This is a genomic window from Morganella morganii (genome assembly GCF_019242955.1).
GTDB lineage: Bacteria > Pseudomonadota > Gammaproteobacteria > Enterobacterales > Enterobacteriaceae > Morganella > Morganella sibonii.
Map to the genome: position 1 here is coordinate 4,052,934 of NZ_CP066129.1, position 23,977 is coordinate 4,076,910.

General features: G+C 42.0%; 22 protein-coding genes. 16 read left to right on the forward strand and 6 right to left on the reverse strand.

The window, feature by feature from the left end; translation table 11 throughout:
- Nucleotides 1-1,308: 1,308 nt before the first annotated feature.
- A complete protein-coding gene (gene pfkA, locus JC793_RS19085; protein ID WP_032098022.1) occupies nt 1,309-2,286 on the reverse strand; it encodes a 6-phosphofructokinase in 978 nt (325 codons plus the stop codon).
- 959 nt (nt 2,287-3,245) lie between these two features.
- Between pfkA and JC793_RS19090 the strand changes: the two genes are divergently transcribed.
- Together JC793_RS19090 and JC793_RS19095 are read left to right on the forward strand one after the other, a co-directional pair.
- Nucleotides 3,246-5,726: an autotransporter outer membrane beta-barrel domain-containing protein gene (locus tag JC793_RS19090; protein ID WP_247717287.1), complete on the forward strand. Its 2,481-nt coding sequence runs from the start codon at nt 3,246-3,248 to the stop codon at nt 5,724-5,726.
- A 509-nt stretch (nt 5,727-6,235) separates the two neighbouring features.
- The gene (locus tag JC793_RS19095; RefSeq protein ID WP_218427036.1) at nt 6,236-7,033 is read left to right on the forward strand and encodes a hypothetical protein; all 798 of its coding nucleotides are present in this window, start codon (nt 6,236-6,238) and stop codon (nt 7,031-7,033) included.
- A gap of 136 nt (nt 7,034-7,169) precedes the next feature.
- Here the strand turns inward: JC793_RS19095 and JC793_RS19100 are convergent, their stop codons facing one another.
- A complete protein-coding gene (locus JC793_RS19100) occupies nt 7,170-7,667 on the reverse strand; it encodes a Spy/CpxP family protein refolding chaperone (RefSeq protein ID WP_052956656.1) in 498 nt (165 codons plus the stop codon).
- Between the two features lie 154 nt (nt 7,668-7,821).
- Here JC793_RS19100 and cpxR point away from each other — a divergent pair, with 154 nt between their 5' ends.
- The 13 genes from cpxR to trmL all read left to right on the forward strand — a co-directional run bounded on the left by cpxR (nt 7,822) and on the right by trmL (nt 19,435).
- On the forward strand, nt 7,822-8,526 hold the full coding sequence (cpxR, locus tag JC793_RS19105; RefSeq protein ID WP_046892893.1) for an envelope stress response regulator transcription factor CpxR: 705 nt from the start codon (nt 7,822-7,824) through the stop codon (nt 8,524-8,526).
- Nucleotides 8,523-9,893 carry an envelope stress sensor histidine kinase CpxA gene (cpxA, locus tag JC793_RS19110; protein ID WP_046892892.1) on the forward strand — a complete coding sequence of 457 codons (1,371 nt, stop codon included), beginning with the start codon at nt 8,523-8,525 and terminating at the stop codon, nt 9,891-9,893. The genes cpxR and cpxA overlap by 4 nt, the downstream gene beginning before the upstream one ends.
- Nucleotides 9,894-10,391: 498 nt before the next feature.
- Nucleotides 10,392-11,288 carry a choline kinase family protein gene (locus JC793_RS19115; protein ID WP_166708846.1) on the forward strand — a complete coding sequence of 299 codons (897 nt, stop codon included), beginning with the start codon at nt 10,392-10,394 and terminating at the stop codon, nt 11,286-11,288.
- Nucleotides 11,272-12,207: a DMT family transporter gene (locus JC793_RS19120; RefSeq protein ID WP_166708847.1), complete on the forward strand. Its 936-nt coding sequence runs from the start codon at nt 11,272-11,274 to the stop codon at nt 12,205-12,207. Before JC793_RS19115 ends, JC793_RS19120 begins: the two co-directional genes overlap by 17 nt.
- Entirely contained in the window at nt 12,204-12,899 is a 696-nt protein-coding gene (locus JC793_RS19125) for an NTP transferase domain-containing protein (RefSeq protein ID WP_166708848.1), read from the forward strand. The genes JC793_RS19120 and JC793_RS19125 overlap by 4 nt, the downstream gene beginning before the upstream one ends.
- Nucleotides 12,886-14,157, forward strand: a complete 1,272-nt coding sequence (locus JC793_RS19130; protein WP_166708849.1) for an oligosaccharide flippase family protein — start codon at nt 12,886-12,888, stop codon at nt 14,155-14,157. The genes JC793_RS19125 and JC793_RS19130 overlap by 14 nt, the downstream gene beginning before the upstream one ends.
- A 137-nt stretch (nt 14,158-14,294) precedes the next feature.
- Entirely contained in the window at nt 14,295-14,969 is a 675-nt protein-coding gene (locus tag JC793_RS19135) for a LicD family protein (RefSeq protein ID WP_489886182.1), read from the forward strand.
- 16 nt (nt 14,970-14,985) lie between these two features.
- Nucleotides 14,986-15,975 carry a Stealth CR1 domain-containing protein gene (locus tag JC793_RS19140; protein WP_166708851.1) on the forward strand — a complete coding sequence of 330 codons (990 nt, stop codon included), beginning with the start codon at nt 14,986-14,988 and terminating at the stop codon, nt 15,973-15,975.
- Nucleotides 15,976-15,985: 10 nt separating this feature from the next.
- Nucleotides 15,986-17,065: an EpsG family protein gene (locus JC793_RS19145; protein WP_218427038.1), complete on the forward strand. Its 1,080-nt coding sequence runs from the start codon at nt 15,986-15,988 to the stop codon at nt 17,063-17,065.
- A 3-nt stretch (nt 17,066-17,068) separates the two neighbouring features.
- Nucleotides 17,069-17,623: a glycosyltransferase family 2 protein gene (locus JC793_RS19150; protein WP_247717288.1), complete on the forward strand. Its 555-nt coding sequence runs from the start codon at nt 17,069-17,071 to the stop codon at nt 17,621-17,623.
- A gap of 209 nt (nt 17,624-17,832) precedes the next feature.
- Entirely contained in the window at nt 17,833-18,435 is a 603-nt protein-coding gene (locus JC793_RS19700; protein ID WP_247717289.1) for a glycosyltransferase family protein, read from the forward strand.
- The gene (locus JC793_RS19705; RefSeq protein ID WP_247717376.1) at nt 18,326-18,913 is read left to right on the forward strand and encodes a glycosyltransferase; all 588 of its coding nucleotides are present in this window, start codon (nt 18,326-18,328) and stop codon (nt 18,911-18,913) included. Before JC793_RS19700 ends, JC793_RS19705 begins: the two co-directional genes overlap by 110 nt.
- A gap of 18 nt (nt 18,914-18,931) precedes the next feature.
- Complete coding sequence (trmL, locus tag JC793_RS19160; protein ID WP_025152359.1) at nt 18,932-19,435, forward strand: tRNA (uridine(34)/cytosine(34)/5-carboxymethylaminomethyluridine(34)-2'-O)-methyltransferase TrmL; 504 nt, start codon at nt 18,932-18,934, stop codon at nt 19,433-19,435.
- 73 nt (nt 19,436-19,508) lie between these two features.
- On the opposite strand, the gene cysE is transcribed toward trmL, so the two are convergent.
- From cysE to JC793_RS19180, 4 genes are all read right to left on the reverse strand, one after another.
- Nucleotides 19,509-20,309: a serine O-acetyltransferase gene (cysE, locus tag JC793_RS19165; RefSeq protein WP_046892881.1), complete on the reverse strand. Its 801-nt coding sequence runs from the start codon at nt 20,307-20,309 to the stop codon at nt 19,509-19,511.
- Nucleotides 20,310-20,342: 33 nt separating this feature from the next.
- Nucleotides 20,343-21,356, reverse strand: a complete 1,014-nt coding sequence (gpsA, locus tag JC793_RS19170) for an NAD(P)H-dependent glycerol-3-phosphate dehydrogenase (protein WP_025152358.1) — start codon at nt 21,354-21,356, stop codon at nt 20,343-20,345.
- Complete coding sequence (secB, locus tag JC793_RS19175; RefSeq protein WP_046892880.1) at nt 21,356-21,829, reverse strand: protein-export chaperone SecB; 474 nt, start codon at nt 21,827-21,829, stop codon at nt 21,356-21,358. Before secB ends, gpsA begins: the two co-directional genes overlap by 1 nt.
- 71 nt (nt 21,830-21,900) lie before the next feature.
- Complete coding sequence (locus JC793_RS19180) at nt 21,901-22,338, reverse strand: rhodanese-like domain-containing protein (RefSeq protein WP_036413461.1); 438 nt, start codon at nt 22,336-22,338, stop codon at nt 21,901-21,903.
- A 354-nt stretch (nt 22,339-22,692) separates the two neighbouring features.
- Between JC793_RS19180 and envC the strand changes: the two genes are divergently transcribed.
- Nucleotides 22,693-23,976, forward strand: a complete 1,284-nt coding sequence (envC, locus tag JC793_RS19185; protein ID WP_166708855.1) for a murein hydrolase activator EnvC — start codon at nt 22,693-22,695, stop codon at nt 23,974-23,976.
- Nucleotide 23,977: the final 1 nt, after the last annotated feature.

Sequence of the window (23,977 nt, forward strand, 5' to 3'; positions counted from 1 at the left end):
CCCGGAAAATGCACAGCAGAGAAACGGTTTATCAACAGACTCAGGTGATGAATGAGCCAACACGAATTAGATTATTCATTCAGTGAAGCATACCAAAGTACCCTGCGTAACATTTTATTCCGCATATGAAATAAATAAAGAGAATAAAAAATGAATGATATCAATAAACTATTTTCTTTTGGATGGATTGAATTAATATTTTTTTACCTTGTATCTTTCTTTTTAATTTTATTTGTTTTAGCTCTGAACAAAATTATTTCAAAGAAAAATATTAAATCGCTTAACTTAATAGGTGCCTATTTATCAATTGGATTAGGCGTGATATTTTTTTAATTTTCGGGATAGGTAAAGATTTTACAGCAGGCGGGCTATTTATCCGCTATGGAAATGAAATGACAATAAGGATCAGCAGCTTTCTGTTGGCATTTTTATGTCTTTTCACTTATCCAAAAGCAAAAAAAATAAATGACTGATTTCAATACATTATCAACAGCTCCATTCGGATGGATTAAGCTCATATTATTTTATATAATATCTATTATAATTTTCTTATTGATACGAAAAGCAAGAGTATTCTTCACTCTGAAGAGACCGTTATTCCTGGAATTATTATACTTGATATCAGTATTTATAATCGGCAGTTCTTATCTTATCATCTTTGCTCATGGTGAAAAATTTTACATCGGCAGCTTATTTATAGAGAAAGGTAATTGCGACCTGATTAGATACAGTAGTTTCTTTTTCATGATATACCTATCGGTGTATTATTCACCCAATATAAAGGGATAATTTGCCGGCCGATGTTACCAGCCAGCAAACCGTATCATATCACGCTGGCAATACTAAGAGCCCCGGGAACATACACCAGTATGTGACCGGGGTGGACAAACGCAGCCAACACCGCCACAGGCTGAAGGACAATTCGCACAATCCTCTGAATCATTCAGTCTGTGGCAAGGCGGCAAAGTGAGGACATCCCCGGGAGCATACATCAGTATATGACCCGGGCGATGAATAAAGCCAACGCGGTCACTCGCTGAAAGGCAATTCGCTTAATCCTCTAAATCATTCAGTCTGTGGCAAGGCGGCAAAATGAAGAGTCCGGGGAGCATACACCAGTATGTGACCCGGGCGATGAATGAAGCCAACACCGCCACAGGCTGAAGGACAATTCGCGCAATCCTCTGAATCATTCAGTCTGTGGCAAGGCGGCAAAGTGAGGACATCCCCGGGAACATACACCAGTATGTGACCGGGGTGGACAAACGCAGCCAACACGGCCACGGACTGAAGGATGACGAGGATTTTTTAGTAGAGTTTCTTCGCAGTCTCATACCAGTCTTTCTTAAACACCCGCTTCATATTCATCACCGCATCAATAATATCGTGATGAACCAGTTTTTCATTCTGGATACCGACACAGCGGCCGCCGTAACCTTCCAGCAGTAACTGAATAGAATACGCGCCCATACGGGATGCAAGGATGCGGTCATACGCTACCGGCGAACCGCCGCGCTGAATATGCCCCAGTACTGTTGCACGGGTTTCGTGATGTGTTGTCGCCTCAATCTGCCGTGCCAGCTCATACACATCGGTGACATGTTCGGTGATCGCCACAATCGCATGACGTTTGCCTTTATCAATCCCGGCTTTGATTTCTGCAATCAGTTCATCACTGCTGTATTCCACTTCATTCGGCGGCAGAACGATAAATTCACAGCCCCCGGCGATAGCAGCGGACAGTGTCAGGTCACCGCAATAGCGCCCCATCACTTCGACAATAGAAATACGTTTATGGGATGTGGAGGTATCACGCAGGCGGTCGATAGCTTCAACCACGGTTTCCAGCGCGGTAAAATAGCCGATGGTGTAATCGGTTCCCGCCACGTCGTTATCGATCGTGCCCGGCAGGCCGATGCACGGGAAACCTGCTTCTGTCAGTTTTTTGGCACCGAGATAGGAACCGTCCCCGCCGATAACCACCAGCGCGTCGATACCATTTTTGCGCATATTTTCAATCGCGGTTTCCCGCACTTTGTCATCACGGAATTCAGGGAAACGCGCCGACCCGAGGAACGTACCGCCGCGGTTGATCACATCAGAGACACTGAAGCGGTCGAGCTGTTTCATCCGGTTTTCATACAGCCCGAGATAGCCGTCATAAATCCCGATAACCTCCAGCCCTTCTGACAGCGCCGCGCGGACAACACCGCGGATTGCGGCATTCATGCCCGGCGCATCACCGCCGCTTGTCAGCACACCGATTCGTTTGATCTTCTTGCTCATGATGACCTCTGATTTGCAGATGTAATATATGTAAACCTGAGCGGCATGTTATCACGCTTCCACGATCAGGCTTCGGGAATTCACTGCTGTAACCTATAGCTGAATTGATTCACCTAATCCTATAGTAAGATAAGGTTCCGCCGGATGCACCTACCTTTTGCGGATTTTTTTGTCATTTTGAGACTCCGGGAACACAGAATCTCTGCGACCGGAATATTACCCGGCATCCCCGTTAAGGATACCCGAAAAACAAAAAATAATTAGCGTATCTGAAACATTTTTTTCACAAATAATGCGTAACAGGAACATCAGGTATCAAAGGCGGGATCTGAAATTAAAATCATATCCGGGTGAAAATATATATCCGGATTTCCCGTACATTATGTAATTAATAAAAACAAATAGTAACTATTTATTTCTGAAATCATATTATGACATAAATAATACAATAGAAATTTATATAATATACTTTTGAAATTATTTAATTTAACTTATGGCGAATTTCAAACGAAGAGTATCAGTAACATTCTGACATATCTGACCAATATTTATTACATCGCCATTATTACTCGTGACACGGGTATCTTCATTGGCCTGCTCAAATCAAATATGGAGCTTAGATAATTGATTTACCAATATAATATGTAAATAAAGAGTTTTATCCTGACTAAATAAATAAATAAACCATCAGATTATCTTTATTTACAGCATGAATTACTATTCCTCACCATCTGAGAATATTAAAAAACTCACTTAAATATGCATTTTGCCCCCCATTGCTTAAACAAATCCTAAATAAGATACTTCTCTCATAAATAAAAATTACCACTTAAGAATTTGTCATTTCAAACTGACGAAATGGCTGTCTTTATATTTACCGACACCAGGGAATAACTAATCTAATGAAAACAAAAAAGAAGATTCTGCATCTTTCTGTTCTTGCAGTCCTATGTTCATCAGTGCCGTCATTCGTCACGGCAGCCACATTTTGTGACGGTCAGCTTCATGTCGGTCTGGCTGGCACTCCGCCGCTGACCGGTGAAATGACAGCTGACGAATGTTACGAAATAGGCGCCATGGTAGAAGGGCTGCCATCGGATTTTGTCGGTATTGCTGAAAATCTCACAATGCTGAGCGGCAGCAAACTTAGCGTTATCGGTCTTTTTGAAAATTCACAGGTTCAGAGTGGTGCAGAAGTCTGGATCAGTAAAACCACACAAATTGCAGTAAACGGTTACCATCCGGGAGCACCTGCAACCGGCAGTAATATTGATATTCAGAGTGGTGCCTTAGTTCGTGTTCTGGACGGCGGAACATTAAAAGATTCCGAACTCAACGGCGGAACCGTCTATGTCAGTAATACCGGAAAAGCCGATGATACGGGTAAATCTGAAAATAATACCGTCAACAGCGGCGGAAAATTATTTATTTACCTGGGCGGAGAATCGACCGGTACTCTGGTTAATGAAGGCGGTTATGAATATGTCCAGCAGGACGGTAAATCCCTGAATACGGTTGTGAATAACGGCGGCTTCCAGATGCTGAGATCCGGCGGATTTGCCGACAGCACCATTATTAATGACGGCGGATTACAACAACTGCATAACAGTGGTTTCGCAGATAATACACTGGTGAATGCCGGGGCACGGCAATATGTTGTTGATGACTCCAAAGCAACCAATACAACGGTTGACGGCGGACAGCAATATATTTTCAGTCAGGATGCAGCCGCCACTGCCGGTATTGCGGAATTCAACCAGATAAAAAATGGCGGCGCCCAGATCATCAGAGGTGGCGGACAAGCCATTGATAACGAATTATATGATACCTCAGTGCAAAGTATCTACAGCGGCTCCTCCGCCACTGACACCACACTGAATGACAGTGCCAAAAGCTGGCTGGCAGCAGGGGCTCAGCTCCTCGGCGTCACCACGGTTAATCAGCAGTCTCAGGTGCAACTCACCGCCGGTGCGGAAGACAGACTGGCTGCGGATGCCGGGGCTTATGCGGAAAACGTTATCTTATCCGGCCCGGACAGCTCCCTGCTGGTGATCACCGGTGATACCGGGAATGCCGCATTTGCCGGTTCTCTCAGCGGACAGGGGCATGTGCGGTTTGTCGCACCGGTCAACGCCGGATACAGCCACCTGACCATTGATAATCTCTCCGGCAGCCAGACATTCCATATGAACACGGCGATTGCGGAACAACAGGGTGATTACCTCACCATCCGTAACGGCAGTGGTGATCATGCACTGAATATTCAGGATTCCGGGGCTGAAATTACCCGTCCGGATGAATCACGTCTTGACCTGATCACAGACGAGAGCAGCAATGCACAGTTCAGTCTGAGCGCCCTTGACGGCACCAATATCAATGCGGTAGATGGCGGTACCTATATGTACTCGCTGTACGAACGTGATGAACAGGACGGTAAAATCTGGTATCTGGCCGCACCGAAAGATGACAGCACCGGTGAACCGGGCGAACCGGAAAAACCGGTTCCGCCGGTCGTACCGGACGACAAAACCACGCCATCCACCGATGCCATGTTATCCATGGCGGCCGCGCCACAGCTGATTTTTAATCATGAACTCGACAACCTGCGGTTCCGCCGTGGTGAATTACGGGATAATCAGGGCGATGCGGGTGTCTGGGTACGACTGACCGGTGACAGAACCCGTGCAGGTACCGGACACACGCACTTTAAACTGAACCAGGCTGGTTTTGAGCTGGGTGCGGATAAATCTGTTCCGCTGGAAAACGGCAAATTGTGGCTCGGCGTCTTTACCGGCTATAACGATGTCAAACTGAAACATCAGCGCGGCGGCGAAAGCAGCATCGACAGTATCACTGCCGGCGGTTACGCCACCTGGCTTTCGGACAACGGCTGGTATATCGATGGTGTACTGAAATATAACCATTTCAACAATGAGTTACGTGCAGTTTCCACTAACCGCAGCAGCATCCGCGGGGATTATTCTCAGAATGCGTACGGGGCATCCGCTGAAGCCGGTTACTCATTTGACCTGCCGGAAGCCTTCTGGGCAGAACCGTATGCCCGCCTGAGCTATATGCGTGCAGACAGTAAATCAGTTCACCTGAATAATAATATGCAGGCAAAATTTGATGCACAGCAATCCCTGCAATCAGAGCTCGGCCTGCATGCGGGTAAAGATTTCACCCTGAACAATCAGGTGATTATCACCCCTTATGCAACACTGGCCTGGCAGCATGAGTTTATCAGCAATAATGATGTGACTATTAACCAGCGCAATACCTTTGATACGGATTTCTCCGGTGACAGCCTGAAAGCCGGCGGCGGGTTAACTGTCCGTTTCACCCCGCAGATTCAGGCATATGCGGAAATTGATTACCGTAACGGCGACAAAACAGAATCGCCTGTACACGGCAATATCGGCGTTCGCTATAACTTTTAATCTCTCGTTGTGATTCATTTACAGCGGCCGCAAGGCCGCTTTTTTTTCATCTTTTTTCACATCGGGGATTCAGAAGACAAAAAAGCCCCCCGCGAGGGGCTGTAAGGCAAGGAAAAACTTCCCGGGTGCTGCTTAACGACTCTGCTGACTTCACTACTCTGACAAATTATTTCTGACAAATTATTTCTGACAAATTTTCAATCGCGATTTCCCGCACTTTGTTATCACGCTTCCGCAATCAGGCTTCCGTTAAGGATACCCGAAAAATAATTAGCGTATCCGAAACACTTTTTTCACAGCAATACAGACCCGTAAATTGTTTTCTGCAATTATTTTCCTGCTCTCCCGGTAAAATGCCTGTTTTTACTTCCGGAAAATACACTATGATCCCAGAGATTAAAAACCTTCCCCGTACATCAGAAACAACTCCGAAACCGGAATCTAATAAGTGCAGTATCTTCAAGTCGCTCCTGCGTTTTTTGCAGTGCGCCGGAAACAGTGCCGAACCCGTGCCTCATAAGCCGGAAACACACCACGGACTCACGACTCTCTCTCACTACTTCCGGATACCTGACAATATTCATCCGGCCGTGATATACGGTGACTCTGAAGCACGGACACAATACACATGGTCAGAAAACACAGAACGTTATATTCCGTCCGGCAGTGATACAGAGCTGACCGAAACACCATTTTATATTCCGCCCGGTCACTATCCTTCATCAGATGGTACGGATTGCAGCATGACTGAACAGAAAAAGACTATCGGCCTTTGTTACACGTTTTGTGCTGACTCCGGTTATCCGCAACCACCTTCCGGCGATCAAGAATACGGACGTATGACATATCATTACATCTCCGGCAACGGAGAAAGCACCCCGCTGAACAGTAACGAAAAAATCAGTCGTTTTTTTTCGGAGATTGGCTTTACTGATGCCACTGAAATCTCAAAAATTGCGCATCAGGGACATGCCAGCATGGCGAATATCCGTTTCACTGAGCTGCTGAAATCCCAAAATGATACCGATGACATCTTGTTTATCGCGCCGGGCAGCAGTAAAGGAAAAATGACTATTCAGCAACTGTCACCGGGTGATTACCTGATAACATCGGAAGCTGACTTTATTTTACGCAGTACAAATCAGGAGGCCGCGTGTTATCAGAACAATATTACGATGAAAGGAATACGTGTAACCCATTTCAGCACTACTGAAACCTTATCAGAAAAAGACACGTTAACACTCACCCTGGCTGTTTCTTCAGAACCCCGGTTGGCAGCAAACCTTATTGCCCTGAAATTCAGCTAAAAAAAGCCCCTCAAGAGGGGCTGTAAAAGACAGGGATGGTGTCTATGGCAAGGAAAAACTTCTTGGGTGCTACTTAACGACTCTACTGACTTCACTACTCTGACAAATGACTTCTGACAAATTATTTCTGACAAATTCATTCCGGCGTATTTTGCGCGGATGAGGCGGATGAAGTATGGATACTCTCCGGCTCAAAATTGGCATCCAACTGCATTTTCTGCTCCGGGTTGAGTAACTGATACATCTGATGGTGAACCCGTATCATCTCAACCTGGTAATCCAGCCGCTTGCGCATGTCCTTCTCCAGCTGGTTACGTACCGCCGTTTCATCAAACTTTTCGGCCTTTACCAGCTCATACAGCGCGATATCATCTTCTGCGAGATTACGGACATTCCGTAACTGATCACGATAATTGTGCATCAGATCCCGCAACTGCATCCGTTGTTCTTCCGTTAACCGGATACCGGTCAACATAGAGGTATAACCATCTCCCCCTGATGTCGTTATACCTTTATACTGACTGTGACTCTGCACCGGGGCAACGCAGCTATCACTTTCCGAATCCTGCGCCAGTCCGGGCGCACTTTGCATCACAAACATTGACGCTAAAGTGATTGTTGCTATCTTACCCATAGTAACTCCTTAAACTTCTGAGTCTGCGTCACCTGACCCGTTGGAATTAACTATACGCACCCGGCTGCAAACATGCGTCAGAGCATGTAAAAGAACGTAAAGTCATGGAATAGAAACGTTTGTTGTCGTATTTTGCACGTGGAGGACGTGAATAATGAATAAAATACTGCTTGTTGATGATGACCGCGAATTAACCTCGCTGTTAAAAGAATTACTCGATATGGAAGGGTTCAACGTTGTCATTGCACATGACGGCGAGCAGGCACTGACCCTCCTTGACGATTCCATAGACTTGTTATTGCTCGACATTATGATGCCGCGCAAAAACGGGATTGAAACCCTGAAAGAACTGCGCCAGAACTACCAGACCCCGGTGATTATGCTGACCGCCCGCGGCAGCGACCTTGACCGCGTTCTGGGACTCGAACTCGGCGCGGATGACTATCTGCCTAAACCGTTTAACGATCGCGAGCTGGTGGCGCGTATACGCGCGATTCTGCGCCGCTCCAACTGGAGTGAGCAACAGCAGCAGAGCGACAGCGGCAGCAACTCTTCCGTGGTGATGGTGGATAAACTCCAGCTTAACCCGGGCCGCCAGGAAGCCAGCTTCGGTGACGAAGTACTGGATCTGACCGGAACCGAGTTCACCCTGCTTTACCTGCTGGCACAGCATCTCGGCCAGGTGGTCAGCCGTGAACACTTAAGCCAGGAAGTGCTGGGCAAACGCCTGACCCCGTTTGACCGCGCCATTGATATGCACATTTCCAACCTGCGCCGTAAATTACCGGAGCGCACAGACGGCCTGCCATGGTTTAAAACCTTACGCGGCCGCGGCTACTTAATGGTATCTGCAACATGATAAGCAGCCTGACGGCGCGGATCTTCGCCATCTTCTGGTTTACCCTGGCACTGGTGCTGTTACTGGTGCTCATGGTACCGAAACTCGACTCCCGGCAGCTGATGCCGCTCCAGGAGAACGAGTACCGGCAGGGGATGATGCTGCAGCAACATATTGAATCTGATCTCGCACAGGACCCGGCCAATGACCTGCTCTGGTGGCGGCGGCTGACCCGCGCCCTGGTAAAATGGACACCGCCGGACAAGCGCCTGATTATTGTTACCAGCGAAGGCCGGATTATCGGGCCTATCCGCAATGATTCTCAGGTCATCCGCAACTTTATGGGCCAGTCAGATAATACTGACAACCCGAAAAAGAAACGTTACGGCCGCATTGAGCTGCTCGGCCCGTTTGAGGTTCGTGACGGCGAAGACCGCTATCAGCTTTACCTTATCCGTCCGGCAAACACTGCACAGTCTGACTTTATCAACTTCCTGATCGACCGCCCGTTCCTGTTACTGGCCGCCACGATGCTGATCAGCACCCCGCTGCTGCTCTGGCTGGCGTGGAGCCTGGCAAAACCGGCACGAAAACTGAAAAACGCAGCGGATGATGTTGCCAAAGGTAATTTGCGCCAGCATCCGGAACTGGAAGCTGGGCCACAGGAGTTCCTTGCGGCGGGTAACAGCTTTAACCAGATGATCAGCGCCCTTGAACGTATGGTCAATGCACAGCAGCGGCTGATATCCGACATCTCCCACGAACTGCGCACCCCGCTCACCCGGCTCCAGCTGGCCACGGCACTGCTGCGCCGCCGTCATGGTGAGAGTAAAGAACTGGAACGTATCGAAACCGAAACCCACCGCCTGGACGGTATGATCAACGACCTGCTCGTGCTCTCCCGCAGCCAGCACAAAAACGAGCTGCTGCGTCAGAACATCAAGGCCAATGAGCTGTGGGATGACATTCTCGACAATGCGAAGTTTGAGGCGGAACAGCGCCATAAAACGCTGGAGATCACCTCCCCGCCGGGCCCGTGGACGATTTACTGCAACCCGTCCGCACTCGGCAGCGCATTTGAGAACATTGTCCGTAACGCGCTGCGTTACTCAAACCAGCACATCCAGGTGGCATTCAGTGCCGATACCAAAGGCATCAGCATTGTGGTGGATGATGACGGCCCGGGCGTCAGCCCGGAAGATCGCGAACATATCTTCCGGCCGTTCTACCGCACTGACGAAGCCCGCGACCGGGAATCCGGCGGCACCGGGCTGGGGCTTGCGATTGTCAGCACCGCGATCAGCCAGCACAACGGCAAAGTTACTGCCAATGACAGCCCGCTCGGCGGACTGAGGCTGGAAATCTGGCTGCCTCTGCACCCGCGCTGAAACGCTCTGTAGTTACCGGGGAACCCGCCCCGGTAACTATTCTTTCTTAAGCAGAAATAACAAGTAACATCAATATGATGTAATAAAATATTTCTGCTGTGATTATGCATATATCGATTAGAAAAAGTAATAAACCATAGCTATGGCTTAAAGTAACACTTTTTCTGCTGCTAACACAAAAACAGCAGATTTAAAGAAAAAAAATCCCTGATTAAACCGGATAAAGTTCGTTTAATGAAAGACCCGCGAGTGTTATCATGCTTGACCTGTCCGGGTAATCGGACTAGCCTTTGGCAGCAAATATAAACGGCGCTGATTGATTGGGTATAAATCACCTCCCAAGATATTGAAAAATCAGCACTCCGTAACACACTACAACTCTTACTGGCTCGATTCCTCAATAGAATCAGTAAGATAAACTCGCAATAGCGCACTCTGGGAGCGGTAACCCAGTGCGGTAGCTATTCTTTTAATAAATATGATGGCTGACATTTATTTATGGCAGATGATATCCATACAACTATTGCAGATATTGTACATTCAGCAATAGCTGAACCTCCGGTCAAAATAGAAAAAATCGGCGGAATGACAAATACAAACTATTATTGTGAAACACAAAATACGAAAACAGTTGTCAGACTCCCGGGCGAAAATACTAATGTTTTGATTAACAGAGGAAATGAGAGGGCTAACTGTGAGTTGGCTACTGAACTGGGCATAAACCCTAAGTTATATTATTACAATACTGACAATGGTATAAAAATAACTGAATATATAAATAACGCAGTTACACTAACACCAAAAATAATAAATAAAGATGTAAATCTGGAAAATACAGCATTATTACTACGTACTTTACATCAGTCAGATATAAAATTTGAAAATCATTTCAATGTTTTTGAAGAATATAAACGTTACCTGAGCGACCTAAATAAAAGTCAGATCAACTATCCTGATTTTACAGAAACTGAATCTTATTTTTTATATTTAGAAGAAAGATTGAATGAATTAGGTTTGCATATTTGTCCTTGCCATAATGACCCCGTCCCTGAAAATTTCATCTATAACGAAAATGGTTATTACCTCATCGACTGGGAATATTCCGGAATGAATGACAGTATCTGGGATATTGCTGCCCTTTGTGAAGAATCACATTTATCTGATAGCGATGAGAATATTTTTTTAAATCATTATTTAAACGAATATTCTTCTGAATCAGAAACTATAAAAGAAAAAATATTAATTTATAAAGCATGCCAAAATTTTCTATGGTCAATATGGACTTTAATCAAAGAAAAAAATGAAAATTTATTTGGAACCTACGGTATTGACAGATATGAAAAATGTCAAAAACAAATGAATCTCCATAGGAAAAAATATGCAACTACTGAATAAATCTATTATTATTGGTTTAGCATCAGGAGTCCTCTGGGCGCTTGATACAATATTGGTAGACTATAATATATCATCTGTAGATACACTAAAATACGCTATCCTTTTCTCTATTTGCATTGCCTTCCTTCATGATCTATTCTCATCGTTATGGTTATTTTCTTTCATAACACTATCAGGAAGAAGTAAAAAATTAATTAATTCCCTGAAACAAAGAGATAGTTACATAATCTGCCTTGCTGCTCTCAGTGGTGGCCCTATCGGTATGAGCTGTTATATTTTAGGCATCTATTACAGTAATGCTTCAATAGCTGCTACCATATCCACTATTTACCCGGCATTAGGTTGCTTGTTTGCTTATATATTTCTGAGAGTAAAAACAACTTTTTTAAATTTCCTGGGGCTTTTACTGGTTATTATTACCACTGCATATATTGGCCTAAACCTTGATAGTTTTAACCAGATATCATTACTTGGATTTTTATTTTCACTAGGCTGTGCAGTTGGCTGGGGACTGGAAAGTACCATTTGTTCTTATGCCTTAAAAAACAACCTCAGCTATGAAATTGCATTATTTCTCAGGCAATTAACCTCATCCGTTATTTACTTCCTGATAATTGCATTATTCTTTAAAACAGAAGCACTCGCTGTCGCTGATATCATTCTGAGTAATTCTCTGATATTGACAATGGCTGTAATTGCAATTTTTGGTGCCCTTTCATATCTGTTCTATTATCGCGCAATAGGTGAATTAGGTCCAATAAAAGCAATGGGGCTAAATATTAGTTATTCTGCCTGGGCAATTCTTCTTGGCCCATTATTAGGTTACGAGTTATCACCTTTATTATTAGTACTTTCTGCTATTATTATAGCCGGAGCACTTATTACAAATCTGCAATCAAAGGAAGTTTTAGCAAAATGAATGCTGTGATCTTAGCTGCTGGTCTTGGTTCCCGGTTTGGTGATATAACAAAGAAAACACATAAAGCTCTTCTACCTATTGGCGGAATACCTAATATTGAAAGAACAATTCAATATCTGTCAGAATTTGGTATTACTGAAATAGTTATTGTTACCGGTTATCTTGCACACCAGTTTGAATATCTGAAAGAAAAATATGGTTGCACACTGATGCATAATGAATACTATGAAAAGTACAATAATATATATTCATTTTTGAAAATAGCCGATTATTTTAATGATACCCTGGTTATTGATGCTGATGTTGTGCTACTAAAAAATATTTTTATCAAAAGCGAATATAGCCTTTATTATACTGTAAAACGCACAACACCTGAACATGAGTGGATTCCTGTATTAGGTAATAATGGATATATCGAACGAATCGATATCAGAGAGCCAACAGCTCCCTCTTTGTTAGGCATTTCTTACTGGAAACCAGCTGAATCAGCAAAAATTTTGGCTGAGCTACCAAAATTTACTGATGTAACAAATCTAAATAATTCAAAACTCTATTGGGATAATATCCCTATGTCTATGATTCATGAATTAAACATGAAAACTTATGAAGTTTCATCTGGTGTTGCGGGTGAAATGGATAATATAGAAAATTATCATGATATTATTAGGATAACCTCTTGTGTTCTCCGTTAAAAAAATAGTAAAACATAGTCTAATACAGAATACTTTTTTTCTTAGCATTATAAAAATCCTAGACTTAATATTACCTTTAATTACAATACCTTATTTAACTAGAGTTTTAGATGTTAATTCTTTCGGAATATTGGTAATATTAATATCATCCTATAGTATGGCTAATGTGTTAACTGATTTTGGTTTTGGTCTTTCTGGTCCATATTATATTTCAACAAATAGAGATAATAAAAAAAATGTAAATAGATATTTGAGCTCTGTTATTTTAATAAAATCACTATTAGCAATTGCCGCAATATTATGTACGACTACATATCTATCTATCTCTAAAGAAATTAATCAAATAGACCACTTTACGTATATTATTATAGGATTAATAATACTATCATTCGCCTTTCAGATTCAGTGGTTTTTCCTTGGTATAGAAAAAATGAAGTCTATCACTATACTTGCTTCTATCAGTAAGGTTAGCTACTTTATATTCATATTTATATTTGTTCCTTTCTTTAAAAATATCAATTCAATCTTATTTTGTACGCTAGTAAGCAATTTTATAACCACATTACTTTATTTTAAATTTACAAAAAAAGAGGGTTATTCCTTAGTAAAAATAAGTTTAATAGATATTAAAAATAGCTTTAAAGATAGTTTTAGCTTTTTTATTTCTAGGCTAGCGGTTAATTTATCAACCACATCTAACGGTATAATTATAGGTACATTCATTAGCCCATATAGTGCCGCGATTTACGGAGTAGCAGAAAAAATTTATAATGCTGCGATTAGTTTGGTAGTACCATTATCTAATGCCATGTATCCTTACATGGCAAGAAATAAGAACCATACATTGTTTATGAAGATAGTTATATTATTATTTTTTCTATCTATCATAGGTGCTTTTATAGGATATATAATATCCCCCTGGTTCTTTATTAATATATTTGGTGAGGAATACAAGCCTTCAATTTATATTTTTAATTACTTCCTTGTAATGATTCCCATTAATACTATTTCAATTTTATATGGTTACTCTGCATTTTCAATAATAGATAAGCCGTACATCCCAAACTACACTGTAGTAATTAGTTCAATGATATATATATTACTAATTATTATACTATATATGTGTTCATTACTAACCATCAGTAACCTAATGTTATTACTAATTACAATCGATACGATAACGTTAATAATTAGAATATCAATATTCCATTTTTTATGGAGGAAAAAACAACGTGGAAAACGCAATACTATTAAATGAACTATCAACTTTAAAAGATGCCCATATAGTTATTATTGATGGACTAATTGAAATAGATAGAATTTGTAAAAAAAAATAACATTGAATACTGGATTGATTCAGGAACATTACTCGGTGCTAAAAGAAATGGTAAGTTCATAGCGTGGGATGAAGATATAGATATTTGTATGACAAGAGAAAATTATGAACTATTTATAAAAATTGCACATAATGATCTCAATAAAGATAAATATTTTCTACAAAACTATATTACTGATAAAAACTACAAGATTCATCCCGTCCCATCTAAATTAAGGATTAATAATACATTTTTATTATGGACAGACCAAAATGGTAATGAATACAACCACAATAATACATCTCACTCTGGCCTGTATATTGATATATTTCCTATGGATAAAATCCCTAAATACTCATTCTTCGGAACGATAATAAAAACCTTATATAAAATATACTATCAACGTAGATATAATAACAAAACAATTTACAAAAAAACAATATCTTTATTTGGGAAGATTTTTTTAAACTATAATATGTTAAGTTTATTAAATAGAGCTTATATTAGTTATTGCAAAAAAACACCATATAATAAAGGCTATGATTATAGCTGTGACATGGGACTCAAAGCATACAATTACCCTACTGAAATTATATTCCCATTAAGTTCAATTACTTTTGAAGGGCGTGAATATCCATGTCCAAATAATGTTGAAAGATACCTGACTTTAACCTATGGCTCCAATTTCATGATTCCACCTAAAGTAATTTATCAGCATGGAATTATAAAATATATCCATAATAAAAAATACTAATTGAGTAATTTAAAAAATGAGTTTAGATATAGATTTTGTTATTATTTGGGTCGATGGTTCTGATAAAAATTGGCTTAAGCAATATGCACACTACTCAAATAAAATAACATCAGGTGATTCTCAAGAAATTAGATTTCGTGACTTTGAATTATTAAAATATTGGTTTCGTGGTGTAGAAAAATTTGCTCCATGGGTAAGAAAAATACATTTTATCACATGTGGACATAAGCCTGATTGGCTAGATACATCTCATCCAAAATTAAATTTTGTTACTCATGATGAATACATTCCAAAAGAATACCTTCCTACATTTAATTCTCATACAATAGAACTAAACCTGCATAGAATAAATGATTTAAGTGATAATTTTGTATATTTTAATGATGATATGTTCATAACCAACACGATTGATCGTAATTACTTTTTCCATAAAAATACCCCCAAAGACTGCGCTATACTGAACCCTATAGTACCCGGTGGAATATCGCATATTGTAATGAATTGTGTAAATGTAATTAATAACCATTTTAACAAAAATACAGTTATAAAAAACAATAAATTGAAGTGGTTCAATTTGTGTTATGGTAAAAATTTATTGCGTAGCTTTGCTTTACTACCTTGGCCTAAATTTGTTGGATTCAAAGATACTCATCTTCCAACTGCATTTAATAAATCAACATTCGAAAAAGTATGGAAAGAAGAGAAAGAACTCTTAGATAAAACTTGTAAAAGTAGATTCAGAGAAGATGATAATGTTAGTCAGTACATATTTAGATATTGGCAATTAGCCGAAGGTAATTTTATAGCAAAAAATGTCATAAAAGGCTCTATCTATACGGGTTTAGATACTCATACATGTAGTTTTATATGTTCTAAAATAAAAGAAAAAAACAATAGGTTAATTGTAATCAATGATGCGAACATACCTGATTTTGACTTAGTCAAATCTGAGTTATCAAATGCTTTTAAACATATACTCCCTGAAAAATCAAAATTTGAAAAATAAGGGAAGAATAATGTTTTCAACTTATATTATATATAATTCAATACTAATCCTAAGTTTTTTCTTTTCATTTCTTTATTCAATATTGAAAAAAACAAATATATTCCTTCCCCTTTGTATATTTTTAACATTACTAATACCTGCATCACTTCGATATGGTATTGGTACTGATTACTTCAGCTATATAGGTATACTGGAACATGCTCGAAATGGAGGCATTACTACTGAATTTGGCTATTATATTATAAATTTCATTGTGGTTTATCTGAATTTAAACTCCCAATACATTTTTATAATATCTGGATTTATAATATATTTTAATATTATATTGAGCTCAGTAATGATTAGTAAGAAATACTTTGCTATCAGTATACTTGTACTTGTATGTTCTTTCTATTTATTATCATACTCACTACTTCGTCAAGCTATCGCTATTAGCTTTATAGCAGTAGCTATAAGTCTTTATGCTCGCCAAAGATTTATTTTATTCACTGTATTAACTATTGTTGGTTCATCATTCCATTTTTCTGTTATTTCTATCTTAGCATTTCCACTTTTTTCTTTTATTCCTATAAAAAGGAATTTTTTAATTTTATTCACTATAATATTTTCCATTATAATACTAAATACCAATATACTAACAACAATAATGAGTAGTGATATTTTTGCTATGACAAAATATGGATACTATATCAATACCAAATTTGGTGGTGAAGCCAAAATAAATACTGGTTTAGGTGTCCTTATAAAATGCATAGTTCCAATTTTAGTGGTAATATACTCCCGTGAAATATACTCATTAAATAAGAATTATTCTATTATTATATATTTGAGTGTGGGTTCTATTTTAGCTAATGCTGCTTCCACACAGATTCATATATTTAACCGCCTATCTGATATTTTTTCTTTTTTATCATTTCTATCCATTCCCATACTATTAATGTCTATTAAAAATGTAATAACTCGCTATTTTATTGTATTCTTCATTATGGGCTTATTTATTTCATTATATGAAAGGACAATTTTTACAAATTTATCCTCTAATAATTCTGGTTTAGGGGTAACCCCTTATACTACAATTTTTGATAGGTAAAATATGTCTTCACCGAAAATTAGTATTATAATGCCTTGCTTTAACGCTGAATCAACTATCTCAGATTCAATCGAATCCGTACTAAATCAAACTTTCACTAAATTTGAGCTGATTATTTCTGATGATCATTCAACAGACAAAAGCATTGAGATAATAAAACAGTATAGTGATCCTCGTATAAAACTAATATCAAATATACAAAATAAAGGTGCTGCAGGTGCAAGAAATTCAGCCTTAGATATTGCACAGGGATCCTATATTACATTTTTAGATAGTGATGATTTATGGCTACCAAATAAACTAAAAAATCAACTTATCTATATGGAAAAGAATAATCTTTTGTTTTCATATGGAAATTATTCTATATGTGATAGTAATAGAAAAATCACCGGACATATGAAATCTCCAAATCATATTTCATATAAAGATTTACTTAAAAAATGTAATATTGGCTGCTTAACTGTAATGTTACATTATAGCTGCATAAGTGAATTACGATTTCCTTACAGAAAAAAAGAGGACTATTGTTTCTGGTTAAGCATTCTCAAAAAAAAATAATATTATTGCGTGCAATTACTTATGTAATGATGCAATATATAGAAAATCAGGAAAATCACTTTCTTCAAACAAAATAAAAGAGATATATAATCAGTGGATCGTATTACGATACAATGATGTTAACTTTATATCAAGAATTTACTTTATGGGAACATATATATTGAATGGAATAGTTAAGCATCACATACATTACAAAAAAGATAAGTACTATGAATAAAAAAATAAAATTCTTAATCGCAGATATTACCTATATTGGTGGTATAGAACGAGTAAACACTATTATAGCTAATAAGTTTTATAATAGTGGATTTGATATAGAAATAATATCACTATACAAATCTAATGAATATATAAATTATGATATAGACAAAAATATAAGTATTAAATATATAAATAAAAAGCCTTACACAGGAAAGCCAGGCAGTATATCTCGCTTAGTAAGACATTTAAAATCAAGTTTTTCTCTTTGTAAATATTTATATAAGTGCAAAGATTATACTCTTATCGTTAATAGTTTTCCTATGGCTTTTTTAGCATTTCCTTACGTACTATCAAAAAAAAATAGTATTGTTGTAGAACATGTATATAGCCACTATTATAGATCAAGTATTCGTTTACTACGTTCTTTAATATATAAAAAATATAAAACCATTGTTGCACTAACTGATAATGACATTAATTTTTACAAGAAAAAACATTCTAATGTTGTTAAAATTGAAAATCCATCTAGTTTTAAAGATAGTCGCACAACAGATTTGTCACAAAAAAAAAATAATTGCTGTTGGTCGCTTAGAGTATCAGAAAGGTTTTGATTTATTAATTGATAGCTTTAATGCTCTTCCTTATGACCTAAAAAAAGATTGGTCTATAGATATTTATGGAGATGGAAGCTGCAAAAAAGAATTAGATTCTAAAATAAAAAGCCTTTCTCTTGAAAAGAATATTTTATTAAAAGGTAGTGTTAATAATATTCAAGATATTTATCCTAATTACTCTTTTTTTGTATTTCCTTCCCGGTTTGAAGGGTTCGGAATGGTATTAGTAGAAGCGATGGAATGTGGATTGCCATGTATATCCTACGACTGTCCTACTGGACCACGTGAAATATTAAAAAATGGTGATTACGGTTTTCTTGTGAATAATGGAGATATTCATTCATTTTCAAAAAAAATGGAGATTTTCATGAATAATCCTGATTCTCTACATAAATATTCTTTACTTTCAAAAGAAAGAGCTACTGATTTCGATATAAATAAAATTTTCAAAAAATGGCTTAATATTCTTTCTTAAGAATTTATGGTAAATACCATGCTCAACATCGTCTTATTCGAACCAGAAATACCACCCAATACCGGCAATATAATCCGGTTATGTGCTAATACCGGCTTTCGGCTGCATCTGATCCATCCGTTGGGATTTACCTGGGATGATAAACGCCTGCGCCGGGCCGGGCTGGATTACAGTGAGTTTGCTGATATCAAGCATCACCATGATTATTATGCCTTTCTCGAAAGTGAGGGGCTGAGTTCTGATAATGCACAGTCGCCGACCGGCAACCGGGTGTTTGCACTGACGACCAAAGGGACACCCCGTCACAGTAATGTCAGCTATCAGGCCGGAGATTATCTGCTGTTCGGGCCGGAAACCCGCGGGTTACCACCTTATGTTCTGGATAATATGCCGGTTGATCAGAAAATCCGTGTGCCGATGCTGCCGGACAGCCGCAGTATGAATTTATCCAATACCGTCGCTGTGATTGTATTTGAAGCCTGGCGGCAACTGGATTATGCAGGGGCGTTATTGCGGGATTAATATGTTCTGTATTTCAGACACAAAAAAGACAGCCTTGGCTGTCTTTTTTACTTTTGGCTGCTGAATCAGAAAATTAAATCCCCTCACACCCGTTAAAGTGCTGATCCATATCCAGAGAGGGTTTTTCGCACCCCGGTTTACCAACTATCTTTGCCGGTACGCCTGCAACGGTAGTGTGTGCCGGAACCGGGTGCAGTACCACGGAGCCTGCGCCGATTTTGGCACCGCGTCCGATTTCGATATTACCGAGGATTTTGGCACCTGCGCCAATCATCACGCCTTCGCGGACTTTCGGGTGGCGGTCGCCGCCGGTTTTGCCGGTACCGCCGAGGGTAACGGATTGCAGGATGGAGACATCGTTTTCCACCACGGCCGTTTCACCGATGACAATGCCGGTTGCGTGGTCAAACATAATGCCGTGGCCGATTTTTGCGGCCGGATGGATATCCACACCAAATGTTACTGAAACCTGGTTCTGGAGATACGTTGCCAGCGCACGACGGTTCTGATTCCACAGCCAGTTAGCGATGCGGTAAGCCTGTAAAGCGTGAAAACCTTTCAGGTAGAGCAGAGGCGTAGAGTATTTATCCACTGCCGGATCGCGCAGGCGAACAGCTTTGATATCCATTGCAGCAGATTTAATCATCTGCGGATCGTTGTGATAGGCATCTTCCACCACTTCACGGACAGAAATCGCCGGCATGGTCGGGGTTGCCAGTTTATTGGCCAGCATGAAACTGAGCGCGCTGCCCAGGTTTTCATGCTTGAGTAATGTCGCATGGAAAAAACTGGCCAGCATCGGCTCGCAATCAGCAAAGTCCCGTGCTTCCTGCTTTATATAGCTCCAGACTTCTTCCAGTTCTTCGTAGGACATAATTACCTCACAGACTTCGGATAAAAAACGGGATTAAAAGTGCTCACCTTCTTCTTTGGTGGCACGCCCCAACAGGGCACGGGCAGCTTCGAGCACATCTTTATTGCAGTAGAGTATTTGATAGATTTGCTCGGTGATAGGCATTTCCACACCTGCACGCTCTGCCAGCGCACGGACTTCTTTGGTATTACGGTATCCTTCCACGACCTGGCCGATGCGTTCCTGTGCTTCATCAACACTTACGCCCTGCCCCATCATCATGCCGAAACGGCGGTTACGGGACTGGTTGTCGGTACAGGTCAGCACCAGGTCACCCAGACCGGCCATTCCCATAAAGGTAGACGGATCTGCGCCTAATGCCACACCCAGGCGGGTCATTTCTGCCAGGCCACGGGTGATAAGCGCAGTTCGCGCATTAGCACCAAACCCCATTCCGTCAGAGATCCCCGCACCAATCGCAATGACGTTTTTCACGGCACCGCCGAGCTGAATCCCGATAAAATCCGGGTTTTTATAGACACGGAAGCTTTTGCCGCAGTGGAAAAGCTGCTGAACCTCATCCGCAAAGGCAGGTTCTGTCGCCGCGACAGCAATCGCCGTCGGCAGGCCGGCAGCCAGCTCTTTGGCAAAAGAGGGACCGGAAATCATGGCCAGCGGAATGTTATCCCCGAGGACTTCACGCACCACTTCGCCCAGCAGACGCCCGGTTTCCGCTTCCAGACCTTTGGTCGCCCAGATAATCCGGGCATCCGGCCGCAGCAGCGGTTTGACGCGTTTAAGCACGTCCCCGAACACATGGCTCGGTACCACCAGCAGGATATTACGGCTGGCCGCGAGGGCTTTTTCAAGGGAAGCTTCAGGGATCAGGGTATCCGGGAACGGCACATCCGGCAGAAATGCCTGGTTGGCGCGATCCGCTTCAAGCTGACGGATATGTTCCGGGTCATGTCCCCACAGCACCACACGGTGCCCGTTACGGGCCAGTGTGATCGCTAAAGCGGTGCCGTATGAACCGGCACCGAGTACAGTCATAGAAGCGTCTGTCATTATGCTTCCTGTGTATCTTCCTGCGCAGCCTGCTGCTGTTCCTGCTGCTGCAGATAGTTCATGAACAACGCATCGAAGTTAACCGGTGCCAGGTTCAGCTGCGGGAACGTACCACGGCCGACCAGACCGGCGATGCACTCACGGGCATACGGGAACAGGATATTCGGGCAGTATGCACCCAGGCAGTGTGCCAGCTGGGTTCCTTCCAGACCACCGATGGTGAAAATACCGGCCTGCTGAACTTCACACAGAAATGCGGTTTCTTCGCCCATGGTCGCGGTCACGGTGACGCGCAGAACGATTTCATAAACGTCATCTGCCAGTTTGGTTGAACCGGTGTCCAGATCCATCTTCACTTCCGGCTGCCACTCCTGCTGGAAAACGGCAGGTGCATTCGGCGCTTCAAAAGAAATATCTTTGGTGTAAACGCGCTGAATGTTGAAAGACATTTCTGTGTTTTGTTGTTCTGACATAGTGTTACCTTTTGATATCCATATAAAGAGTGTGAGTTACAAAGGGGATGTTCCAATCATCCTTTGCCGGATTACTTTTTGCTGCGGGAAAGCGGCAGGTTATCACCGGTCCAGCCGGAGAGGCCGTCTTTCAGCACAAATACACGTTCAAAACCCGCTTTGAGCAGGCTTTCAGCCGGTTTAACCAGTTCCATACCGTTGGCGGAAACCAGGATAACAGGACGGTTTTTGTGCTTTTCCACTTCACCGAGATTGTTGTCTTTAATTTCTGACGGTGTCAGATTGACCGCGTCAATGATATGACCACGGCGGAAATCGTCCCGGGTACGGGTATCCACAACAATCGCTTCTTCTTTATTCATCAGTGCGATAGCCGTGGAACGCGGAATCGTTTTCACTTTTGAAAACAGTCCTTTAACAGTCAGTACGATGACTGAAATCAGTAACGCAACCCAGACAAGGCTGATAATAGGGTGCTTACTGACAAATGGCATAATTTCTTGCAGCATGGGGGACAATAACTCCCGTTGGTTAATAACAAAGATCAAAGGGCAGAAGTATACCTGTGTGCCGGTTCAAATACAGCCGGTCTTGCCCGGGTTACGGCTGTTTTCATCATAATTTTGCGGCGTATGCCGCGAAAATTCATTTTTCCGTCAGACAGAGGGGTTAATTTACCATTGATTCACGGTTAAGGTAAAAAACAAACGCAACAAATTCACCGTGAATCTCCGCCGCCGGATTGTCCCGAAGTGTAAATCCCGGATAACAGGACTGGTAACGCTTTAAATGGCATGGAATAATTGTAGTTTAGAATAGTTAAATACGATCGTTTCTTTGGCGCAACGGCAGGGTCAGATAAATTGGCGCATAAGCACGTTTTCCGCACACATTCACGCCGGGTATCTCCCGGTGTCCGCACATTGCTGGCAGCACTGCTGTTACCGGTCTCTTTTGCTGTTTCTGCCGCCAATACAACCACTGCGGATGCCAGTAAAAATGAGCTGAAAAATCTCCAGCTGAATATTGCGGAGAAGGAAAAAAGCGTCAAAGAGCAGCAGGGGAAACGCGCCAGTCTGCTAACCCAGCTGAAAAATCAGGAAAAAGATATCGCTGCTGCCGGTCGTGAACTCTATTCCACTCAGAAAACCCTGAAACAGCTCGAGAATGAAATCGCGACGCTGAGCACGGAAATCAAACAGCTAGATTCGAAACAGAAAGCCCAGCGTGAACTCCTGTCAAAACAACTCGATGCCGCATTCCGTCAGGGACGCCATCAGGGCGTTGAACTGATTTTCAAAGGTGAGGAAGGTCAGCGCGATGAGCGTATCCTCGCCTATTACACCTATATCGGTGCCGCGCGGGAAAAAACCATCGCGGAGCTGGAAGAGACCACTCAGCAGCTGCACGCCCGCCGTCAGACTGAGCAGCAGAAACGTTCAGAGCAGAAAAATCTGCTCGGTAAGCAGCAGACAGAAAAGAAAAAACTGGACAGTGCCCGGGTTGCGCGGAAATCCACACTGACCGAGCTGGAGCGCTCACTGAAAGCCGATCAGAAAGATTTGCTGGTGATGCGGGAAAACGAAAGCCAGCTGCGTAACAAGATAGCCAAAGCGGAGCGCGAGGCCAAAGCCCGTGCGGAACGCGAAGCCCGTGAAGCCGCCCGTATCCGTGAAAAACAGGCGCAGGCGAAGAAAAAAGGCTCCACCTATACGCCGACACAGGACGAGCGCTCGCTGATGTCCCGTACCGGGGGACTGGGCCGCCCGGCCGGTCAGGCGATCTGGCCGGTCCGCGGTCCGCTGCTGCACCGGTTCGGTGACAGCATCTCCGGTGAGCTGCGCTGGAAAGGTATGGTGATCGGCGCACCGGAAGGCACACAGGTAAAAGCCGTGGCCGATGGCCGTGTCCTGCTCGCTGACTGGCTGCAGGGGTATGGTCTGGTTGTGGTGGTTGAGCATGGTAAAGGGGATATGAGCCTTTACGGATATAACCAGAGCGCACTGGTGAATGTGGGCGATCAGGTGAAAGCCGGTCAGCCGGTTGCACTGGTGGGCAACAGCGGAGGCCAGGAAAGACCGGGCCTCTATTTTGAAATCCGGCGCCAGGGACGGACGGTTAACCCGCAGCCCTGGCTGGGGAGATAGC

What these genes read in the sequence shown, in the direction of transcription:
- pfkA (WP_032098022.1), bottom strand. Translation starts at nt 2,286, where the DNA reads ATGAGCAAGAAGATCAAACGAATCGGTGTGCTGACAAGCGGCGGTGAT.
- JC793_RS19100 (WP_052956656.1), bottom strand. Translation starts at nt 7,667, where the DNA reads ATGGGTAAGATAGCAACAATCACTTTAGCGTCAATGTTTGTGATGCAA.
- cpxR (WP_046892893.1), top strand. Translation starts at nt 7,822, where the DNA reads ATGAATAAAATACTGCTTGTTGATGATGACCGCGAATTAACCTCGCTG.
- cpxA (WP_046892892.1), top strand. Translation starts at nt 8,523, where the DNA reads ATGATAAGCAGCCTGACGGCGCGGATCTTCGCCATCTTCTGGTTTACC.
- JC793_RS19115 (WP_166708846.1), top strand. Translation starts at nt 10,392, where the DNA reads ATGGCAGATGATATCCATACAACTATTGCAGATATTGTACATTCAGCA.
- JC793_RS19120 (WP_166708847.1), top strand. Translation starts at nt 11,272, where the DNA reads ATGCAACTACTGAATAAATCTATTATTATTGGTTTAGCATCAGGAGTC.
- JC793_RS19125 (WP_166708848.1), top strand. Translation starts at nt 12,204, where the DNA reads ATGAATGCTGTGATCTTAGCTGCTGGTCTTGGTTCCCGGTTTGGTGAT.
- JC793_RS19140 (WP_166708851.1), top strand. Translation starts at nt 14,986, where the DNA reads ATGAGTTTAGATATAGATTTTGTTATTATTTGGGTCGATGGTTCTGAT.
- JC793_RS19145 (WP_218427038.1), top strand. Translation starts at nt 15,986, where the DNA reads ATGTTTTCAACTTATATTATATATAATTCAATACTAATCCTAAGTTTT.
- JC793_RS19150 (WP_247717288.1), top strand. Translation starts at nt 17,069, where the DNA reads ATGTCTTCACCGAAAATTAGTATTATAATGCCTTGCTTTAACGCTGAA.
- JC793_RS19700 (WP_247717289.1), top strand. Translation starts at nt 17,833, where the DNA reads ATGAATAAAAAAATAAAATTCTTAATCGCAGATATTACCTATATTGGT.
- JC793_RS19705 (WP_247717376.1), top strand. Translation starts at nt 18,326, where the DNA reads ATGTTGTTAAAATTGAAAATCCATCTAGTTTTAAAGATAGTCGCACAA.
- trmL (WP_025152359.1), top strand. Translation starts at nt 18,932, where the DNA reads ATGCTCAACATCGTCTTATTCGAACCAGAAATACCACCCAATACCGGC.
- cysE (WP_046892881.1), bottom strand. Translation starts at nt 20,309, where the DNA reads ATGTCCTACGAAGAACTGGAAGAAGTCTGGAGCTATATAAAGCAGGAA.
- gpsA (WP_025152358.1), bottom strand. Translation starts at nt 21,356, where the DNA reads ATGACAGACGCTTCTATGACTGTACTCGGTGCCGGTTCATACGGCACC.
- secB (WP_046892880.1), bottom strand. Translation starts at nt 21,829, where the DNA reads ATGTCAGAACAACAAAACACAGAAATGTCTTTCAACATTCAGCGCGTT.
- JC793_RS19180 (WP_036413461.1), bottom strand. Translation starts at nt 22,338, where the DNA reads ATGCTGCAAGAAATTATGCCATTTGTCAGTAAGCACCCTATTATCAGC.